Origin of the sequence: Burkholderia sp. FERM BP-3421, assembly GCF_028657905.1 — a bacterium.
Lineage (GTDB): Bacteria > Pseudomonadota > Gammaproteobacteria > Burkholderiales > Burkholderiaceae > Burkholderia.
The window spans coordinates 933021-951568 of record NZ_CP117781.1; the positions used below are offsets into that span (position 1 = coordinate 933021).

The window sequence follows — 18548 nt, forward strand, 5'->3', positions numbered from 1 at the left end:
ACCCGACACCCGACACCCGACACCCGACACCCGACACCCGACACCCGACACCCGACACCCGACACCCGGCGCGGCCCGCGTACAGGCCGCGCCGGGCGAAGGCCCGACGCCAACCCCGCCCGTTCAGGCAATCGCCTGGCGGATCGCCTGATTCGCGCTGGCGTCGCGCTGTTCGGTCGCGGCCTGCAACTGCGTGAGAATCGCCTGCGCGCCGGCATCCGGCCGCGCATGATGAATCAGCGAGATCCAGCGGCGCAGCCATAGCGGACTCGACGCGAGATAGCGGCGGATCGAATGGCCGTCATCGAGGCGCGACGCGTCGTCGAGCAGGAACACGCCTGTCAACCGCGCCACCACCTTGCCGCGCGCGCCCTGCTGCCAGACCGGCACCGCGTGCTCGTAGCGATACTCGCCCGGCCGCGCGCGGGACAGGCATTGCTGCAGCACGTCCGAATGCGCGCCCGGCGTCAGCACGTAGTGGCGGTGCGTCGTGCCGGCGAGGCTGCGCACGTCGTTGAACGCGGTGATGTCGAGCACCGAGGTGCCGAGCCAGTCGAGATGGACGTCGGCCGCCGACCCGAACGACACGATCAGCGCCCGGTCGAAGAACGCCCGCAACTCCTCCTCGCTCATCCCCATCCGCTCGCCGTCGAGGCATGCGAGCACGTCGAGCTGCTGCGCGGTCGCGATCCCCGAGCTGTGCGCGAGGAGGCGCAGCAGCGGCAATGCCTCGATGCGGCGCGGGTTGATGCGGCGTGCGATCGAGCCGTCGCGGTAGAGCGGGAAACCCGCCGCGTCGCGGCGCACCAGCAGCGCATCGGTGTAGTCGAGCCGGTCCGGCGCATCGACGAGGCGCGGCAGGATCAGCCGTTCGTAGATCATCTGCGATTCCGGGCTGAACAGACGGCCCGCCAGATCCGCATTCAACGCGAAGCGGTTGTGCAGCATGCTGGCCTCGATCACGGTCTCGCCGTCGTGGCGCTGGCCCGCGTGCGTGATGCCGAGCAGGCGCAGCGGCTTCGCGAGCGGTGCGGTGCCGGGCGGCCGCAGCATCGGGTCGGCGGCGATTTGCGCGACGAAGCCGTGGAAGCGCCGCGTCATGCCGTGCGACAGCTTGAGGCCGAGCGGATAGTTCGTGGTCGGCGTGCTGGGCAGCACGATCCAGTCGAAGCCGTCCGCGGCGAGCGGCCCCGGCGTGTCGAGCGCCTCGCGATGCGGCGGCTCGGCCGGGTTCGCGGCGGTCTCGACCGCGGTCCAGACCGGTCCCGGCGCCTTGCGCGGCGCGCTCGAGCGCTCGCGCAGCGCGAGCGTGAGTTCGCGCGCGGCATGGTAAAGCAGCGCCATCGTCGCGCTGTAGCGGGTGTCCTGGCGCAAGCCGACGTTGACGACATTGCTGTGGTCGCTGTTGTAGCGGCACGGGATCGCGGCCAGGTATTCGAGGCCGCGCAGCGCGAGCGGCTTGAACTGTTCGCTCGGCACCCGGTAGCTGGCGCCTTCGCGCGAGATGGTCTGGCCGGGTCGCGCATAGCGTTCGAGCGCGTCGTCGTAGCTCGCGATGCCGTAGCCGCGCGGGGCGAGGATCTCGCGCGCATAGTTCAGCGCGAGCGGTACGTCGAGGTCGTTGGCGATCAGGTGTTCCTGGTCGGCGTAGCGGTCCAGCTCCTCGACGAACGAGCGGATCGAGAGGCCGAAGCCATGCGCGGTCGCGCGCACGAAGGCCGCGAGCTGGGCCGGCGTGGCGGGCAGGTCGGTCGCGGTCGCGAGGCAGCTGGCCAGTTCGTCCTCGACGCGCCGATAACGATCGATGATCGGCCGCAGCGCGTCGACGATCGTCGATGCGCCGGGCAGGCGGGCGGGCGGCCGCGCGTCCGCCGGATAGCGGGCGAGCGCGGCTTCGGCCTGCCTGAACAGCGCGACGTCGGGGCGCTGCATGCCGAGGTCGTCGCGCAGCGTCTCGGCATCGACGATTGCGATGCCGCGGCGTTCGAGATCGAGCCGCAGCGCGCGGACCTGGTCGCCGGTGCCGGCCGCCTTGCGCACGCCGCCGGGCACGCGTTCGTCGAACACGTTCAGCGCATCCTCGAGACCCACGCGGATGCCGTCGAGATCGAGCCCGAGCGCGACGTCGACGAGCAGCGCCTGGAACGGCCCGGGCAGCAGCAGCGAGATCCGGCAGTCGGGGAAGCCTGCGCGCAGCTGCTCGACGCTCGGCCGCAGGCGGTCGACCGCGATGCGCGCGGCCTCGGCGGTTGCTTCGGGTTCGTCCCGCATCAGCAGCTTGGCGATCGCCTTGCGCGAGGCGACGTCGATCAGCGAGTCGTCCTCGGTCTCGCCGCTGACGGGATCGCGGTGGTATTGGTCGACGGCCGCGACCAGCATGAACAGCACCGGCACGCCGGCCGCGATCAGCGGGGCGCGGTACAGCGTCGTCGCGTTCTCGACGATCGTGTGATTGAACACCTCGATCTCGGGCCGCACGCCGTATTCGGCGAAATGCGCGAGCTGCTGCGCGAGGAAACCGTGCGGGTTGTCATAGCCGCCGCCGCCTTGGAACACCACCGGACCCGGGCTGAACGAGGCGACGTCGGGGGCGATCCGCGCGTGTCCGTAGTGCTTCAGGTGCGCGCGCCGCAGCGGGCTTTCGGAGGCGCGGCGATCGCCGCGCGCGCTGGTCGAGAGATTGAGGATCGCGGCCGGTTCGAGGGCGATGAGGCTGGGCACGATGTGGTCGTAGTCGTCGACCACGATGTGATTGCGCTGCGCGCCGATCGTGATGCCGGTGTTCAGGCCCGGCACGGGCAGGCGTCGCTGGTCGTCGGTCGCGCGTGTGTGCAGGTGGACCGCCGCCGCGCCTTCGCGCAGCGCGTCGCGCGCCGCGTCGACGATGCCGCTCGCGGTGATCGGCAGATGCGGCGAGCGCGCCTTGCCGGGTTGCCATAGGCCCGGCCCGCGCGGCTGCCAGCCGTTCGCGAGCAAGGCGTCGAGCGCGGCCGGCGCGTCTTCGCGCAGGCGTTCGACCAGGGCGGGGGGCAGGTAGCTGTGGACGCGCTCGTGCGGCCATTCGAGACCGCCGTCGTCGGTGGCGAGCCAGCCGAACGTGGTCAATTGGAGCACCAGCTGGCGGACCAGATCGCGCGGTGCGATGCGGTCCAGCAGCGCGCGTGGAACGATGAGCGGCAGCCCGACCGCCGTGTGCGCGATATCTCGGCGCAGCACCGCGCCGTCGCGCGACCAGCCGAGTGCGGCGAGGGCGTCGAACTGCGTGCGCGCGGATTGCGCGGCCAGGTCGACGGGCGCGTCGAAACCGCGCTCAAGGGCGATGCCGCCTTCCGGCACGGCTTCCCAGCCATCGGCCTCGAGTGCGTGCTGCAGCGTGCCGCGCGCCGCATCGTCGAGCAGATCGAGAAGCGGGAGCGGGATGAACTTCGGTTCCTGGGGGTCGAGGAACTTGGGGACTGCGCCGACAGGCGCTGCGGTGATGTAGAAGGTCTTGGTCATGATCTTCCCGTGTGGATTGAAGAGGTGTACTAAACAATCAGGATCGGAACACCACGCTTCGCGAGGATGAGATGGCACCGGAGGGACGGCTGAGGGGGAATGCCCGTCCTGGGCCGCGCGTTGCCGAGCGCTGGGCGGGGGCGCCCGGCGCAGGCCGGAGGGGCATGCTGCAACCCCGCTCGAATATTACATTTGATTTACATGCAATGTTCGAATTAATCCGAATTTATTTTTAGAGGGGTCGATTGGGGAATATTGGGCGAATGATGACGATTAATGAATAAATTGAGTGAAAGTAAATGAAGCGCCCGCCGGGCGGGCCCGGCAGCCCGATAGTGAAACGATGACGCGCTGCAATATGCCTGATGTCGGCAACGATGGCGGAGTTTGTTGATGCCTGGATGGAAATCACGTAATTAATCCGCCCCGGCGTGTAGTGGGGAGACTCTAATCTCGAATCGGGGATGGACGTGCGCCGACGGGGATTGGGCCGGCGGGCGGGGCAAGCTTCGGCCGTGGGACCGGTTTGCGCGGCGGCGCGTGGGGACGAGGCGGCGGGATTCGGCGGTGGGATTCGGCGGCGGGCGCGGCGGGTGGTTTGCGCCGCGTCGGTCCGCCTTACGGAAAACGGCCGCTGCACGTACATGCAGCGGCCGTTTTCATGCGGTGCCGGTGCGGCTTAGGAGCAGGCCTTGCCGTGCGCCGGATGGAAGCCCTTCGCCTTCGCGTCCGCTTCCGACATGTAGCTGCCCTGCTTGGTCTTGCCGTAGTACTTGTCGGTCGAGCAGTGGTAGACCTTCGTGCTGGTGTTCGCCCAGACCTGGCCGGGGCCGCCGCCCGGCGCGGCGCTCTTCGTCATCGCGCCGCTCGCGGCGGCGGGCTTCGCGGCCGAGGCGGCGACCGGCGCCGCCATCGCGCCGCTTGCCATCGCGCCGCTCGCCGCGGTGGCGCTTGCCGCGCCGTACCAGGTCTTCACGCCCTTGTGGCCCGCGCACGCGCCTTTCTTGGAGGCACCGGAGTAGAACGTACCGTCCTTGCACAGGCCGGTCGTCCCGGTGGGTGCGCTGGCGGGAACTTGCGCGAAGCTCGTCATCGAGAAGCACAGGCCGGCTGCGATCGCTGCGAGGAATGCTGTCTTTTTCATTTCTACTCCTGACTGAATGGGAGAGGGCGGCACGGTGTGCCCAAGTGCAGCCCGACGGGATCGGACCGGCCCGCTGGCGCATGAACGGCCCCAGTACCGTCAATAACTCCCGGCGACGGCAATTGGTTGACAGCGGCGCGCCGGATGCGCTGCCGCGGGCTCGCATCCGAGGGCGCCGGCAAGCCGCGCGCCTTGCCGCGCAACGCTGCGCGGGATTCTGTCGCATGCGTGCACAGTGTCGCGCACAGATGTAAGTGCATGTAAGTGCGGCGGTGGGCGGCGCCGCGCGTGGTGGACAGTCTCGCGCGTGCCGGAGCGAACCCCGCCGATTCGTGTGGCCCACGACGCGGCGCGGGGATGGCGGGCGCCTCAGTCTTACGAATGCCTTTTGACTGCGTTCGCGACACGGGTTGTCCGGTTCGACCGTCGCGTGTCGATTGCGTCATGCCGGGATGCGAGGAACACATGGCGATCCGATCGGGTTCGCGTGCCTGGAATACGTGAATCAGGAATGCTTGTTAAACCGTGATGCGGAAAATGCCATGAAGTGGATGTCTTGGTGAGATCCCTTGAATTTGTCATTTCATTGGTATTTTTTAAGATCGAGGATCGAATGAAGGTTATTTTGAGACTTGTTCTAATTTATGGATGTGAACGTGTTGATAAGATCAATTGACTTCGCGCAAGCAAGTGCGCGCAGCGTTGCCTATCCGCATCGAGCGCATTGATATGCCCTGGTGGCCAAAGGGAGGGGCATCCCGCCGTGCTCGAAAAACGACGTTGCGGCATGCGATGTCATGATTTTAAGATGATTCGAAATGAATAATAAAAATTGTAAAATGTGATGTTGCTAGGATTATTCCGATGGTGCCGAATTAATAATTAATTCATGATGCTTTCGTGCATGTTTATGTGGCGATGGGCAATTTGATTTGAATATTGAAAATCCGCATGAAGCAAAACCAAAACCACTTGAATCAATTTGATGACGAGCGTCGCGCCGGATTGCCGCGTGGACGCGGGCCGGTCGTGCACGGTGGCGATGGATGCGGTGCGGATTTTGCGTGGTGTCGCGAGGGCCTGCCCGGTCTGTCGATTTCGGGTGGTGCGGCGGTGGGCGGCTTCGAGGCCCGGGGCCAGGCCAAGATCGAGATCTGCTGGGGTCGCGGGGGCCGGGTGGGTCGGCCTTGGTGCACCCGCGCCGTGCCGGTTCGCTCGCTCGGCAGTCGGCCGCCGCGCGAACGGCGCGCGCCGGGCCATCGGCCTCGTCCGCCGCGCCGGGAGCGACGGATGCGCTGTCCCGATCGGCTGCGGCCGCAACGGCGATCCGCCACCCCACCGTCTTGTGCGGGACGTTGTCGTGGGCGGACGCGCGGCACGGATTCCATGCCGCGCGCCGCTGGCGCGCCGGGTATCCCGCGACCTGCTTCGTCGACCTCGGTGGCCGCGACGTTGCGCCGCCGCCGGATGGGGCGATCAGCGGCCCGGGCGGCGCCTATCCGTTCAGATTCCATGAGGATGTCCCCGGCATCATGCTGAACGGGTGATCCGGGTGCTGATGGCAGCACTTCTTTCAATAACATATAGGAATACAAATGAAATTGAGCATGAAAACCTGGATCACGCTCGTGGCCGCGTCGGCTTGCGGGGCCGCCTATGCCGAATCGAGTCCGCTCACCGGCAGGATCGATACGAAGCTGATGCTGACCTCGGGCTGCGTGATCAACGCGGGCGGCGGGTCGGTCGGCGCGACCAGCTTCGGCACCCTCGACTTCGGCATGCAGCCGAGCGGCTTCACCGGTTCGCTGCGCAGCGCGGTGAGCGGCAGCGGGTCGTCCGGCGCTGCGCAGATCACCTGTTCGCCCGACGTGGCGGCGGTCCAGGTCACCGTTGACGCCGGCCGGCATGGGGGCAAGGGGGCGGGCATCGGCGCGGGCACCCGCGCGGTCAGCAACGGCGCCAGCTACGTACCCTATGAAATCTACGCGGACAAGGCGGGCAGCACCCAGTATGTGTCCGACACCGCGCAGACCATCTCGGTGCCGACGCCAGGCGCCGCGTTCGACCTGCCGGTGTATGGCGTCGCGAACAAGGTCAGTCCGTCGGCGCTGGACGCCGGCGCCTACAACGACACGTTGAGCATCACGCTTGGCTGGTGATGGCATCGCGCGCGGCCTGCGGGCCGCGCTGTGGTTCGGCGCGCTGGCATGGCCGGGCGCGCCGCGCGCCGATACGCCGTTGCCGCGCACTCAGGCCTTCGGCGTCAGCGCGCAGATCGTCGCCGGATGCGGGCTGCGCGGTGCGGGGGCAGGCGCGCTCGACCTCGGGCCGCTCGATTTCGGCGTGCATCCCGCGGTGGCGGCAGGGACGGTGACGGTCGCGACCGCGGGCCATGCCTTGCAACTCGAATGTTCGCCCGGCACGACCCTGGCGCTGACGATCGATGGCGGACGCCAACCCGGTGCGGGCCACGGGGCCCGCCAGCTCACGGCGGGCGGCGGCGTGCGGATTCCCTATCGCCTGTACGCGGATGCCGCGCGCACGCGGCCGATCGGGATCGGGCAAGCAGTGTCGATGCCGGTGTCCGGCATCGTCGCGTTGCCGATATACGGCGAATTGAGTCTGCCGGGCGGTGGGGTGCCGGCGGGCGTCTATACGGATACGGCGCAGGTCACGTTCGGATATTGAATCATTCAGGGGTGCGTGATGATTGGGGCAAGAGAGGGCAGTGTCGGCAGCGGTCGTCGAGCCCGGCTCGTCGTGCTGGGCATGCTGCTGCTGGCGGCGCGGGGCACGTGGGCGGCGGCGTCGATGATGATCTGGCCGATCGATCCGGTCATGGAGAGCGACCAGCGCGCAGCGGCGCTGTGGCTCGAGAACCGCGACGACCAGCCGGTGACGCTGCAGGTGCGGGTGCTCGGCTGGCGGCAGGTGGATGGCGCGGACGTCTACGACGAGACCCAGGCGCGCGTCGCGGGCAGTCCGCCGATGGCGACCGTTCCGCCCGGCGCGCGCCAGTTGGTGCGGCTGACGCGCATCGCGCCGGTCGCGCCGGGCGGCGAGGACGCGTACCGCGTGCTGATCGACGAGATTCCGCAACCCGACGACGAGGCGCCAGTGTCGGCGGGCCATGCCTCGCTCGGCGTGAAATTCCAGATGCACTACTCGGTGCCGTTGTTCGTGTACGGCGAGGGACAGTGGACCCGCGACGATCCGAGCCGACGTCGCGATCCCGCGAGCGCGGGACGGCCGGCGCTGCGCTGGTCGCTCGCGCGCGAAGGCGGCCGGCGCTGGCTGGAGGTGTCGAACCAGGGGCCGGTGCACGCGCGCATCACGCAGGCGGTGCTGGAATCGAACGGCGCGCGCGTGGATCTGGCGCGCGGGCTGCTCGGCTATGTGCTGCCGGGGGCGCGGATGCGCTGGCCGGTGCCGGGGACGTTCGCGTCCGGCACCCGGCCGACCCTGGTCGCGACCGTCAACGGCGCGGCCGGCCTCGCGCTCGAGGTGGAACAGGCGGAGCCGCCCGGGCGCTGAGATTGCTTGACGAACAGAATGACGACCGCGCCGCGCTCGACGGTGCGAGGGCGGCGCGCGCCCAAGGGCCAAGTGCGTCCGCGCGCCGGGCGCGGCTCGGCCGACTCGCGGGCGCGGCCGGCTGCTGGCTGGCCTTGGCCGTGCAGGCGCAGACGGGCTCGCCCGCCGGTGAGCCCGCGCGCGACGCGATGCTGTATCTGGACTTGGTCGTCAACGAGCGCGACTCGGGGCAGATCGTCGCGGTGCGGCTGCGCGGCGGCGCATATGCGATCCGCGCGGGCGATCTCGCGCGGGCATCGGTGCGGATAGAGGCGCCGGCTGATCAGTGGCTCGATCTCGGCCGGCTCGACGGGGTGACGATGGAATACGAAAGTACGCTGCAGCGATTGAAACTGACGGTGCCGCCCGGCTGGCTGCCGCATCAGCAACTGGGCGCGGCCAATTCGCGCGAGCGGGCGCCGGCCGAGGTGAGTTTCGGCGCGTTGTTCAACTACGACGTCTACGCGGCGGCGTCGGCGCAAGGCCGCAACCGCGCGTCCGCGTGGCTCGAGCAACGCGTGTTCGACCGCTGGGGCGCGCTCGTCAATAATGGGGTGTACCACGCGGACGGCAGCGTCCCGGGCGCGCGCTATATGCGCTACGACACGTCCTGGCGCTACGCCGACGAGGACCGCATGCGCACCTATGCCGCGGGCGACCTGATCACGGGCGCGCTGCCGTGGAGCAGCGCGGTGCGCGTGGGCGGCGTGTCGATCGCACGCGACTTCTCGGTGCGGCCCGATCTCGTCACGTACCCGCTGCCGCGCTTTTCCGGGCAGGCCGCGGTGCCGACCAGCGTCGATCTGTTCATCAACGGCAGTCGCGCCGCGAGCGGCCAGGCGCAGCCGGGGCCGTTCACGATGGACAACGGGCCGTTCATCAACGGCGCGGGCGAGGCGACGCTCGTTACCACCGATGCGCTCGGCCGGCGGGTCGAGACCCTCGTGCCGTTCTATGTCGCGAACACCTTGCTGCGGCGCGGCTGGTCCTCGTATGCGCTCGATGCGGGCTTCGTGCGGCGCGACTACGGCCTGCGGTCGTTCGCCTACGGGCGGTTCGCCGTATCCGGGGTAGTCCGCCACGGCGTGACCGACAGGCTGACGGCCGAGGCGCACGCCGAAGGCGGCGCGCGGCTCGCGCTCGGCGGCGCGGGCCTGACGCTCGGTCTCGGCCAGCTCGGCGTCGTCAACGCGGCGCGCGCGTACGGCCGTGTCGACGGTGCGGGCGGCTGGCAACAGGCGTTCGGCTACAGCTATACCGCGCAGCGCGGCAGTGTGGCGGTGCAGCGGGTGCTGCGCACGCCCGGCTATGGCGATCTGTCCGTGCAGCGGCAGGCGGGGCCGGGCAGCCGGGCCCGGCTCGCGCGCGCGAGCACGCAGGCGACGGGCGCGCTGAGTTTCGGCCGCGCGGGCGGGACGCTCGGCGCCGGCTACTTCGAGATGCGCGGCGCGGACGGTGGACGTCACCGGGTCTTGAACCTGTCGTATTCACGGCCGCTGATGCGGGGCGCGACGCTCTACGCCGCGCTGAACCGCACCCTCGGCGAACGCGGCGCGAGCGCGCAACTGGAGCTGATCGTGCCGCTCGGCGCTTACGGCGTGGCGACGGGCGGCGTGGTACGCGACACGGACGGGCGCATCAGCGAGCGGCTCCAGTACAGCCGCGGCGTGCCGAGCGACGGCGGGTTCGGCTGGACCCTCGGCTATGCCGGCGGCGGCGCGCGCTATCGGCAGGCCGACCTGGCCTGGCGCCATCGCGCGCTGCACGTGCAGGGCGGCGTCTACAGCCACGGCGCGGAGAATCGCTACACCCGCTGGGGCGAGGCGCAGGGCGCGCTCGTGTGGATGGACGGCGCGTGGCTCGCCGCGAATCGGGTCGACGACGCGTTCGTGGTCGTCAGCACCGACGGCGCGCGCGGCGTGCCGGTGCGCTACGAGAACCAGCCGGTCGGCGTGACGGACCGTTCCGGCCATCTGCTGGTGCCCTGGGCGCCGTCGTATTACGCGGCCAAGTACGAGATCGATCCGCTCGACCTGCCGTCCGACGTGCGCGCGCCGGCCACCGAGCGACGGGTCGCGGTGCGCGAGCGCGCCGGCGCGCTGGTGCGGTTCCCGCTGCGGCGGGTCGCGGCCGCGCGCGTCGCGCTGGTCGATGCGGACGGGCTGCCGTTGCGGGCCGGCTTGCGCGTCACCCACATCGAGAGCGGCGGAACCTCGCTCGTCGGCTGGGGTGGCGAGACCTACTTCGAGAACCTCGCGGCGACGAATCGCATGCGCGTCGCGTGGCCGGACGGACGCGCCTGCGAAGTCGCGTTCGCGTTCGACGCGGCCGCGTCGGGTGCGCGGCGGGTCGGCCCGCTGCGTTGCGACGCGACGCGCTGAGGTCCGCGCATGAGCCGCCTTCGCCCGCTTCTTCCGTCGCTCGCGCTGTCGTGCGCGGGCGCGGCCATGCCGGATGCGCATGCCGACTGCGCGGTCGTCGCCGCGGCGCCGGCCTCGTTCGGCACCGTCACGTCGTTCGTGCTCGCGAGCCAGCGGCAGTCGACCTCGACGACGAGCAGCGGCCTGTCGTGCAGCGGCGCGCCGGCCGGCTTGCCGGCGGCGGGCGATTTTATCGAGATGACGGTCGTTTCACGGCGCGGGGGGCGTCTCGCGGGACCGACGGGCGATCGGGTGCCATACCAGATCCACGCGGATGCGAACCGCGCGATCCCGCTCAATCCCGACACGGCCTACAACTGGGCGAGCGGCCGCCTGCTGAACCTGCTCGGCGTTTTCGGCGGGCAATCGAACCTGCTGCCGCTCTATTTCCAGATCCCGTCGGGCCGAAACGTGGCGGCAGGCGTCTATCTGGACACGCTGACGTTCTCCTGGCGTTGGGACTATTGCGCGGGGATCGGTGCGGGGGGGCTGTGTTCGCGGCGCGACCGCGGCAGTGGTTCGGCGAGCGTGCAACTGTCGGCCACGGTCGCCAACGACTGCGTGATCCATGCGCCCGATCTCAGTTTCGGCGCGGCGCCGATCGTATCGAACTTCGCCACGGTCACGGGCAGTCTCGCACTGCGCTGCACGAAAGGCATGGCCTATACGGTCGGCATCGGCGCGGGCGGGCAGCCGCACGCGAACGGGCGGCGTCAGATGGCGGATGGCGCGCATCGCCTGCAATACGACGTGTTCGGTCCCGACGGCGCGGTATGGCGGCAGGCGGACAACCGGGCATCCAGCGACGGCGCGGCCGACGGCCAGTCGAGCGAACTGTTTCCCTATACCGCGAAGATCTATCCGGATCAGGCCACGCCGCCCGTCGGCGCGTATACCGACAGCGTGATCATCGACGTTCGCTACTAGCCTAGCCGCCGGCGCAGGGGGCGCGGAGGTCGCCCGGCGGCATTTCGATTGGAACGACAACATGAAACGCAACGGCTTCGTCGCCGGAAAACATTGGCGCCGCGTACTCACGCATGCATGGCTGGCTGGGCTGGCGGTCTGGGCGCTGGCCGCGTTCGCGGACTGCGCGCGCGGCTGGGGCGCTTTATGGCCGGCAGCCTGCGGCGCGGCCGGCCACTGGCTGCCGCCCGCGCCGGGGCTGAGCGCGCTGGGCGTGACGGGGCTCGTGATCGCGGGTCTGGGCGGCGCGTGGTTGACCCGGGAGGCGCGGCGCACCCGTGCCGCGTTGCGGGCGAGCCGCGAGTACCTGGCGATGGCGAGCCACGAGCTGCGCGCGTCCGCCAACGGCATGCTCGCGTTGATCGAACTGTTGCCGCGCGGCGCATTCTCGGCGGACGAGCGGCGTCTGCTCACGCATGCCCAGGCGTCCGGCAGCACGCTCGCGCGGGTGCTCGACGACATGCTCGACTACGCGAGCATCGAGGCCGGCCAGGTGACGCTGCGGATCACGCGCGTCGACGTGCGCGGCTGGCTCGAAGGGGCGCTTGCGCCGTTCGGCGCACGGGCGCGGCGCAAGGCCCTCGGTTTTCGCTGGCGGGTCGCGGATGAGGTGCCGGCGCGCATCGTCACCGACAGCGACCGATTGCGGCAGATCCTCGTCAATCTGCTCGACAACGCGATCAAGTACACCGCGCGCGGCAGCGTGTCGCTCGTCGTCGACGTGCGCGAGGTCGCGCAGGGCGCGGTGACGCTCGTGCTGACCGTGGACGACACGGGCGCGGGCATCGCGGGCGGCGATCTCGCGCGGCTGTTCGATCCGTTCGCTCGGCTCGGCGGCGAGGCCGCGCGGCACACGCAGGGCGCGGGGCTCGGCTTGCCGATCGCGCGCCAGCTGGCCCGCGCGCTCGGCGGCGACGTCGCGGTGACGAGTGACGCGCGGCAGGGCACGCGGGCCGAGGCCTGGATTCGCTGTGGGGTCGTCGGGGCGCGCGCCGCCCGGGTGGCGCGGGTGGATACCGGTGGCGCGGACGAGGGCGCGGCCGCGGCCGCCGCACGGCCACACCCTCGGTCCGCGCCGGCATCGTGGGGCGAGGCGTCGCCCGGGGCGGCCGGCGGCGCCCGGCTGCGCGTCGTCGCGTCTGCCCGGGCGGAGGCTGATCCGTCGGACGCGTCTGGAGGGATGGCGTTTGGTTCGATGGCGTCCGGTGCGACGGCGTGCGATGCGACGACATCCAGCGCGATGGTGTCCGGTGCGGCGGCGTCTGGTGCGACGGCGTGCGACGCGACGACATCCAGCGCGATGGTGCCCGGTGCGGCGGCGTCTGGTGCGACGGCGTGCGACGCGACGACATCCAGCGCGCTGGTGCCCGGTGCGGCGGCGTCTGGTGCGACGGCGTGCGACGCGACGACATCCAGCGCGCTGGTGCCCGGTGCGGCGGCGTCTGGTGCGACGGCGTGCGACGCGACGACATCCAGCGCGATGGTGCCTGGTGCAGTGGCGTCTGGTGCGACGGCGTGCGACGCGACGACATCCAGCGCGATGGTGCCCGGTGCGGCGGCGTCTGGTGCGATGGCGTGCGATGCGACGACATCCAGCGCGATGGTGTCCGGTGCGACGGCGTGCGACGCGACGACATCCAGCGCGATGGTGCCCGGTGCGGCGGCGTCTGGTGCGACGGCGTGTGACGCGACGACATCCAGCGCGATGGTGCTCGGTACGGCGGCGTCTGGTGCGACGGCGTGCGACGCGACGACGTCCAGCGCGATGGTGTCCGGTGCGGCGGTGTCCGGTGCGGCGGCGTCCGGTGCGGCGGCGTCCGGAGCGACGGCGTGCGACGCGACGATATCCAGCGCGATGGTGCCCGGTGCGGCGGCGTCTGGTGCGACGGCGTGCGACGCGGCGACATCCAGCGCGATGGTGCCCGGCACGACGGCATCCGGCGCGATGACGTGCGACGCGACGACATCCAGCGCGCTGGTGTCCGGCACGGCGGCATCCGGCGCGACGACGTGCGGCACGACGACATCCAGCGCGACAACATCCAGCACCGAGGGCGCGATGATGCGTCGCGGGAGCGGCCCGTCGTCGTCGCTCCGGATCCTGGCGGTCGACGACCATCCGTTGAACCGGCTGGCGCTCGCTCGGCAACTGAGCGCGCTCGGCTACGACAGCCGTCTGTGCAGCGACGGCGCGCTGGCGCTGGCCGCCCTGGAGGCCGCGCCGTTCGACGCCGTGCTGACCGACTGCGTGATGCCGGGCATGGACGGCGTGGCGCTCGCGACCGCGATCGGCGCGCATCCCGATCCGCGCGTGCGCGCGACGCCCGTGATCGGCGTCACGGCGCTGGCGGCGCGCGACGAGGTGGCGCGCTGCATCGCGGCCGGGATGGTCGTGTGTCTCGACAAACCGACCCCGCTCGACACGCTGCGGCGCGCGCTGGCCGACGTATGCGCGGGCGGCGGCGGCTTCGATCCCGGGCGGCTCGACAGTGCGGCGCTGCTCGACGGGATCGGCTGCGTGCCGGTGCGCGGCGCATGCCGGCGCGAGTTCCTGGAGGCCTTCGCCTGCGCGCTCGAACACGACCGCGCGACGCTCGAACAACACCTGCGCGGCGTGCTGCCGGGCAACGCGCTGCGCACGTGGTGCCATACCGCGCGCGGTACCTTTGGTCTGTTCGGGCAGCGGCATGTCGACGAGCTGCTCGACGAACTGGAACGCCGGCTCGATGGCGAACCCGATGCGCTGCGCACCGCTGTCGGGGACGTGTTCGCGATGATCCGGCATCTGCAGCATCGCGTCGCATCGGCGGCGGGCGAACGCGACGCCATCGTGGTATCGCGTCAACAGAAAGGAGAATGAAGATGCGTGTACTGATTGCGGATGATCATCCGATCGTGTTGATGGGGATTCGCCAGGTGCTGTCGCAGCGTCCCGACGTGTCGATCGTCGGCGAGGCCAAGGACCCGGCCGCGCTGCTGGCGGCGCTCGCGGCGCAGCCGTGCGATGCCGTGATCACCGATTTCGCGATGCCGGGCGGCTCGGCTTCCGACGGTCTCGCGATGCTGGCCGCGATCCGCGCGGGCTATCCCGCGACGCGGATCATCGTCCTCACGATGCTGACCAATCATGCGTTGCTGCAAATCATTCGCGACGCGGGCGCGTTCGCGGTGCTGAGCAAGCGCGGCGGGCTGGAGGAGCTGCCGCGCGCGATCGGGCAGATGGCCGACGATCCGTCGTCGGGCGGGCCGCGCCCGGCCGGCCTCGGCGCGATCCCCGCGCCGCAACTGAGCCCGCGCGAAGTCGAGGTCGTGCGTTTGTGCGCGAGCGGCCTGACGCTCACCGACATCGCGCAGATGCACGGCCGCAGCATCAAGACTGTCAGCACGCACAAGCACAACGCGATGAACAAGCTCGGCTTGAAGAGCGATGCCGAACTGGTGCTGTACGCGTCCGGCAGCGGGCTCGCGTGAGGGCGCGCCGCGGCCGGCCCGTCGTGCGATACTCGCTACCCGGCCGCGCAGCGGCGCATCTCGACGGGAGTCGCCGTGTTTTCAAGCTTTGCACCTACCGCCACGGGCTTCGTGACCGAGATCGAAGGTTGCCGTTGCAGCATCGAAGGCGCGCCGTCGCCGATCGCGGACCGGATCGACTGGCTCTGGACGATCGCGCAGCCCGAACTCGATAATCTCGATGGTTCGGACCCTTTCAAGTACGAGACCCTGGCGACGGGCGAGACCGTGACGCCGCTGCAGGCCGCGCAGCAGATCGTCGCGTGGCTCGACGCGCATCCGCCCGAGTAAGCCCGGGCCGGGCCGGCGGCGCGCTGCTACACTGCCCATTCCCTTCCTCGCCGCCGCCCCGCCATCATGAAGCCGACGCTGCTCGTGCTGATTCCGCTGCGCCCGCCCGCGCATGCGGCGCTCTCCCATGCATTCGAATTGCGCCACGCGGCCGATCCGGCGTCGCGCGCGGCTGCGTTCGCCACCCCCGATCCCGCCGTGCGCGCGGTGCTGACCAACGGCAGCACCGGCTTGCGCGCGGACGAGATCGACCGGCTGCCGGGCGTCGAGCTGATCGGCGCGCTCGGCGCGGGCCATGAAAACATCGCGCGCGACCACGCGCATGCGCGCGGCATCGCGGTGGTCAACGGCGCGGGCACCAACGACGCGTGCGTCGCCGATCACGCGTTCGCGCTGCTGCTCGCCGTGGTGCGCGGCATCGTGCGCCTCGATGCCGCGTGTCGCGCGGGCGTGTGGCGCGATGCGCTGCCGATGCAGCCGAACCTGTCCGGCAGGCGGCTCGGGATTCTCGGGCTCGGTCATATCGGCGCGCATGTCGCGCGGCGCGCGCTCGGCTTCGACCTGGCGCTCGGCTATCACAGCCGCCGGCGGCGTGACGGCGTCGCGCATCGCTATTTCGATTCGCCCGAAGCGCTCGCGCGCTGGGCCGATTTCGTCGTGGTGTCGACGCCGGGCGGGGCGGCCACCCGGCACCTCGTCGATGCGCGCGTGCTCGACGCGCTTGGCCCGCAAGGCTATCTCGTCAATGTGTCGCGCGGCAGCGTCGTCGACACGGCCGCGCTCGCCGACGCGTTGCGCGCGCGGCGCATCGCGGGCGCGGGGCTCGATGTCTACGAGGGCGAACCGCAGCCGCCCGCCGCGCTGCTCGACCTCGACAACGTCGTGCTGACGCCGCACGTCGGCGGCACCTCGCCCGAGGCGGTCGACGCGGCGGTGCGCCTGTTCGTCGACAACGCCGCGCGGCATTTCGCCGGCGAAGCCCTGCTGACGCCGATCTGAATCGCGGCGGCGGCCCGCGTCAGGCGGACGGCGCGCGATCCGCGTCGATGCACTGCACATGCCAGACGCCGAGCGCCGCGCGCGCTTCGGGCGTCGCGCGCCAGCGCGCGATGCCGGTCTCGCCTTCGAACGGCCCGTCGACATGCGTCAGGTCGAGCCCTTCGAGCACGCAGTCGAATTCGCCGCCCGGTTGCGCGGCGAGGCGCGTCGCGCCGTGGACGCAGGCGAGCAGCCCGCCGGCGGGCAGGCTGAGCCCCGCATGGCCTTCGCGCGACCAGCGATGATGCGATTTGTCGAACCACAGGATCGCGTAGGTGTTCGGGTGCCGGTCGAATGCATCGAGATGAACGGTGATGCGCACGGTGATCTCCAGTCAGTCAGGATAGTGGGACAGGGTGGACGCGAGGCGAAACGGCGTCCGTGCGTGAAGCGGTGCGCGCAGCGCGCGCCGTGAAGCGATCCGCGCGGGGATGTCTGCCGGCGCGGGGCGCGAGCCGATCGAAGGCGGGACCGGCTTCGCGCGCCACCGCCGGCGTCACGACACCACCGCGTCCAGCGGCCGGCGTGGCGCGTGCGGCATGCGCGGCCCCTGGCCGATGCGCAGCAGCAACTGCGGCGCGCCGTTGAGCCCGAGCAGCTGGCCGAGGCGCGCGCGCAAGGTCTCGACCTCGATCGGCTGGTTCAGGTACGACGCCGTGAAGCCGGCCTGCGCGGCGACCAGCAGCATGCGTTCGAGCGCCTGCCCGGCCGAGAGCCAGGCGTCGCGGTCGTCGCGCGTGGTCGCGATGCAGGCGAGCAGCGGCGCGCCGTGCGCGAGCGCGAGATGGCGCGCCGCGAGGCCGTCGCCGAGATCGAAGGTGCGGATCGCGGAGGCGGCGAGCGGCGTCGCGAAATCGAGCAGCGCCGGCGCGCCGGCCGCATAGGCGGGCATGCCGTCGCCGTGGCGGCGCGCATCGATCCAGCTGGCCAGCTCGCGGCGGAAGCGCGGGTCCGCGAACTGCTCGCGGTCCGCCTGCGCGACCAGCCCCGCGACCCGCGCGCGCTCGTCCGCATCGCTCACGCAGGCCACTTCCGCCCCCTCGGCGGCGCCCGCTTCGACCAGCGCCTGCACGACGCGTTCCGGCACCGCGGCGCTGGAGAACGGCAGACGCGTGGTGACGCGCAGCGGGATGGCGGGCAGCAGGGCGGCGAGCGCCGGATCGAGGTGGCCGTGCGCGTCGATGCGCACGAGCGCGAGCACGTCGGGATCGACGTCGGACGGAAAGGACTGGATCGTGTGCGCGAAGCCGGCGTGATGCAGCGCGACGCGCAGGTTCAGCAGCGCCGCGCCGCAGCTGATCAGCAGTTCGCGGTCGTAGGGGTCGACCACCGGCAGCGCGCGCACGCGGTCCGCGCACACGGCGATCGTGCGATCGTCGACGACGAAGCGCCAGGGCTGCGAGTTGTGGCTCGACGGCGCGAGGATCGCGTAGCGCAGCAGCGCGTGCAGCGAAGCGCCGCGCGGATCGTCCTCGTCGGACAGAGGCAGGGCGTCGGGAGGCATCGGCTTTCTCCTGTCGGGTGGCGGAGCCGTCACGTTTGCATCGTGCCGGTGTCGCGCCCGCGCGCGTTGATGCACGTCAAGCGCGACGCGCGGGACGACGCGCGCCGCGCGCACGGCGGGCTTAGGGTGAAGGCGGACCCTGCACGAAGGAGGACCCGATGCGGCACGAATGGCTGACCGACGCGCTGCGCGACGCGGCCCGGGAACTGGCGATCCCGGACGACGCATTGACACGCTGGTACGACGAGGCGCGCGCGCAACTCGAAGCGGGCGCGCGGATTCACGATTACGTGCGCGTGTTCGCGTTGCGGCGCGTGCGCGATCGGTTGAACGCGGCGCGGCTACGCTAGGGGCGCGGTGCGGAGGGGCGCCCGGACGCGGGATGTCGCGGGATCGATGCGGGCGCAGGCATCGGGATGAGGCTGGGGTATGCCGCGCCTGAGCGTTGCACTGGTGCGGCGGCGTTCCGCGACCGTGGGAACGGCTTCCGATCGAACCGGGCCGGCCGCGTGCGGGGGGCGCTCCCATTCCGGTTTCGCGCGTGTCGTCGAGCGATTCGCGCGGCGGTGCGCCGTCGCTTGCCGTCGCGACAGGCCGGAGTTCA

The 18548-nt window shown here is 70.9% G+C and carries 15 protein-coding genes; 10 read left to right on the forward strand and 5 right to left on the reverse strand.

Features of this window, described 5'->3' with window-relative positions:
• Positions 1–123 precede the first annotated feature (123 nt).
• The 3 genes from Bsp3421_RS07180 to Bsp3421_RS07190 all read right to left on the reverse strand — a co-directional run bounded on the left by Bsp3421_RS07180 (position 124) and on the right by Bsp3421_RS07190 (position 5902).
• Positions 124–3498 carry a 3-keto-5-aminohexanoate cleavage protein gene (locus tag Bsp3421_RS07180; RefSeq protein WP_273997662.1) on the reverse strand — a complete coding sequence of 1125 codons (3375 nt, stop codon included), beginning with the start codon at positions 3496–3498 and terminating at the stop codon, positions 124–126.
• 679 nt (positions 3499–4177) lie between these two features.
• Positions 4178–4642: a hypothetical protein gene (locus Bsp3421_RS07185; protein ID WP_273997663.1), complete on the reverse strand. Its 465-nt coding sequence runs from the start codon at positions 4640–4642 to the stop codon at positions 4178–4180.
• Positions 4643–5524: 882 nt separating this feature from the next.
• The gene (locus Bsp3421_RS07190) at positions 5525–5902 is read right to left on the reverse strand and encodes a hypothetical protein (RefSeq protein ID WP_273997664.1); all 378 of its coding nucleotides are present in this window, start codon (positions 5900–5902) and stop codon (positions 5525–5527) included.
• Between the two features lie 335 nt (positions 5903–6237).
• Between Bsp3421_RS07190 and Bsp3421_RS07195 the strand changes: the two genes are divergently transcribed.
• From Bsp3421_RS07195 to Bsp3421_RS07235, 9 genes are all read left to right on the forward strand, one after another.
• The gene (locus tag Bsp3421_RS07195) at positions 6238–6801 is read left to right on the forward strand and encodes a spore coat protein U domain-containing protein (RefSeq protein WP_443111481.1); all 564 of its coding nucleotides are present in this window, start codon (positions 6238–6240) and stop codon (positions 6799–6801) included.
• Positions 6791–7330 carry a Csu type fimbrial protein gene (locus Bsp3421_RS07200; RefSeq protein ID WP_273997666.1) on the forward strand — a complete coding sequence of 180 codons (540 nt, stop codon included), beginning with the start codon at positions 6791–6793 and terminating at the stop codon, positions 7328–7330. Before Bsp3421_RS07195 ends, Bsp3421_RS07200 begins: the two co-directional genes overlap by 11 nt.
• An 18-nt stretch (positions 7331–7348) precedes the next feature.
• Positions 7349–8176 (forward strand): fimbrial biogenesis chaperone, encoded by an 828-nt coding sequence (locus tag Bsp3421_RS07205; RefSeq protein ID WP_443111482.1) that lies wholly within the window; start codon positions 7349–7351, stop codon positions 8174–8176.
• Positions 8177–8178: 2 nt separating this feature from the next.
• Positions 8179–10596, forward strand: a complete 2418-nt coding sequence (locus Bsp3421_RS07210; protein ID WP_273997667.1) for a fimbria/pilus outer membrane usher protein — start codon at positions 8179–8181, stop codon at positions 10594–10596.
• Between the two features lie 66 nt (positions 10597–10662).
• On the forward strand, positions 10663–11562 hold the full coding sequence (locus Bsp3421_RS07215) for a Csu type fimbrial protein (protein ID WP_337995279.1): 900 nt from the start codon (positions 10663–10665) through the stop codon (positions 11560–11562).
• Positions 11563–11623: 61 nt separating this feature from the next.
• The gene (locus Bsp3421_RS07220) at positions 11624–14461 is read left to right on the forward strand and encodes an ATP-binding protein (RefSeq protein ID WP_273997669.1); all 2838 of its coding nucleotides are present in this window, start codon (positions 11624–11626) and stop codon (positions 14459–14461) included.
• Complete coding sequence (locus Bsp3421_RS07225) at positions 14458–15072, forward strand: response regulator transcription factor (protein WP_337995270.1); 615 nt, start codon at positions 14458–14460, stop codon at positions 15070–15072. The genes Bsp3421_RS07220 and Bsp3421_RS07225 overlap by 4 nt, the downstream gene beginning before the upstream one ends.
• A gap of 75 nt (positions 15073–15147) precedes the next feature.
• A complete protein-coding gene (locus tag Bsp3421_RS07230) occupies positions 15148–15402 on the forward strand; it encodes a hypothetical protein (protein WP_252987095.1) in 255 nt (84 codons plus the stop codon).
• A gap of 66 nt (positions 15403–15468) precedes the next feature.
• On the forward strand, positions 15469–16401 hold the full coding sequence (locus tag Bsp3421_RS07235) for a 2-hydroxyacid dehydrogenase (protein ID WP_273997672.1): 933 nt from the start codon (positions 15469–15471) through the stop codon (positions 16399–16401).
• Between the two features lie 19 nt (positions 16402–16420).
• Here Bsp3421_RS07235 and Bsp3421_RS07240 read toward each other — a convergent pair whose 3' ends face one another.
• Both Bsp3421_RS07240 and Bsp3421_RS07245 read right to left on the reverse strand, forming a co-directional pair.
• Entirely contained in the window at positions 16421–16762 is a 342-nt protein-coding gene (locus Bsp3421_RS07240) for a DUF3564 family protein (RefSeq protein ID WP_273997674.1), read from the reverse strand.
• Between the two features lie 174 nt (positions 16763–16936).
• Positions 16937–17944 (reverse strand): Acg family FMN-binding oxidoreductase, encoded by a 1008-nt coding sequence (locus Bsp3421_RS07245; protein ID WP_273997675.1) that lies wholly within the window; start codon positions 17942–17944, stop codon positions 16937–16939.
• A gap of 158 nt (positions 17945–18102) precedes the next feature.
• Here Bsp3421_RS07245 and Bsp3421_RS07250 point away from each other — a divergent pair, with 158 nt between their 5' ends.
• Entirely contained in the window at positions 18103–18294 is a 192-nt protein-coding gene (locus tag Bsp3421_RS07250) for a DUF3562 domain-containing protein (RefSeq protein WP_273997676.1), read from the forward strand.
• The last annotated feature ends 254 nt before the right edge of the window (positions 18295–18548 follow it).

What these genes read in the sequence shown, in the direction of transcription:
- Bsp3421_RS07225 (WP_337995270.1), top strand. Translation starts at nt 14,458, where the DNA reads ATGAAGATGCGTGTACTGATTGCGGATGATCATCCGATCGTGTTGATG.
- Bsp3421_RS07245 (WP_273997675.1), bottom strand. Translation starts at nt 17,944, where the DNA reads ATGCCTCCCGACGCCCTGCCTCTGTCCGACGAGGACGATCCGCGCGGC.
- Bsp3421_RS07215 (WP_337995279.1), top strand. Translation starts at nt 10,663, where the DNA reads ATGCCGGATGCGCATGCCGACTGCGCGGTCGTCGCCGCGGCGCCGGCC.
- Bsp3421_RS07235 (WP_273997672.1), top strand. Translation starts at nt 15,469, where the DNA reads ATGAAGCCGACGCTGCTCGTGCTGATTCCGCTGCGCCCGCCCGCGCAT.
- Bsp3421_RS07185 (WP_273997663.1), bottom strand. Translation starts at nt 4,642, where the DNA reads ATGAAAAAGACAGCATTCCTCGCAGCGATCGCAGCCGGCCTGTGCTTC.
- Bsp3421_RS07180 (WP_273997662.1), bottom strand. Translation starts at nt 3,498, where the DNA reads ATGACCAAGACCTTCTACATCACCGCAGCGCCTGTCGGCGCAGTCCCC.
- Bsp3421_RS07190 (WP_273997664.1), bottom strand. Translation starts at nt 5,902, where the DNA reads ATGGCCCGGCGCGCGCCGTTCGCGCGGCGGCCGACTGCCGAGCGAGCG.
- Bsp3421_RS07205 (WP_443111482.1), top strand. Translation starts at nt 7,349, where the DNA reads ATGATTGGGGCAAGAGAGGGCAGTGTCGGCAGCGGTCGTCGAGCCCGG.
- Bsp3421_RS07250 (WP_273997676.1), top strand. Translation starts at nt 18,103, where the DNA reads ATGCGGCACGAATGGCTGACCGACGCGCTGCGCGACGCGGCCCGGGAA.
- Bsp3421_RS07195 (WP_443111481.1), top strand. Translation starts at nt 6,238, where the DNA reads ATGAAATTGAGCATGAAAACCTGGATCACGCTCGTGGCCGCGTCGGCT.
- Bsp3421_RS07220 (WP_273997669.1), top strand. Translation starts at nt 11,624, where the DNA reads ATGAAACGCAACGGCTTCGTCGCCGGAAAACATTGGCGCCGCGTACTC.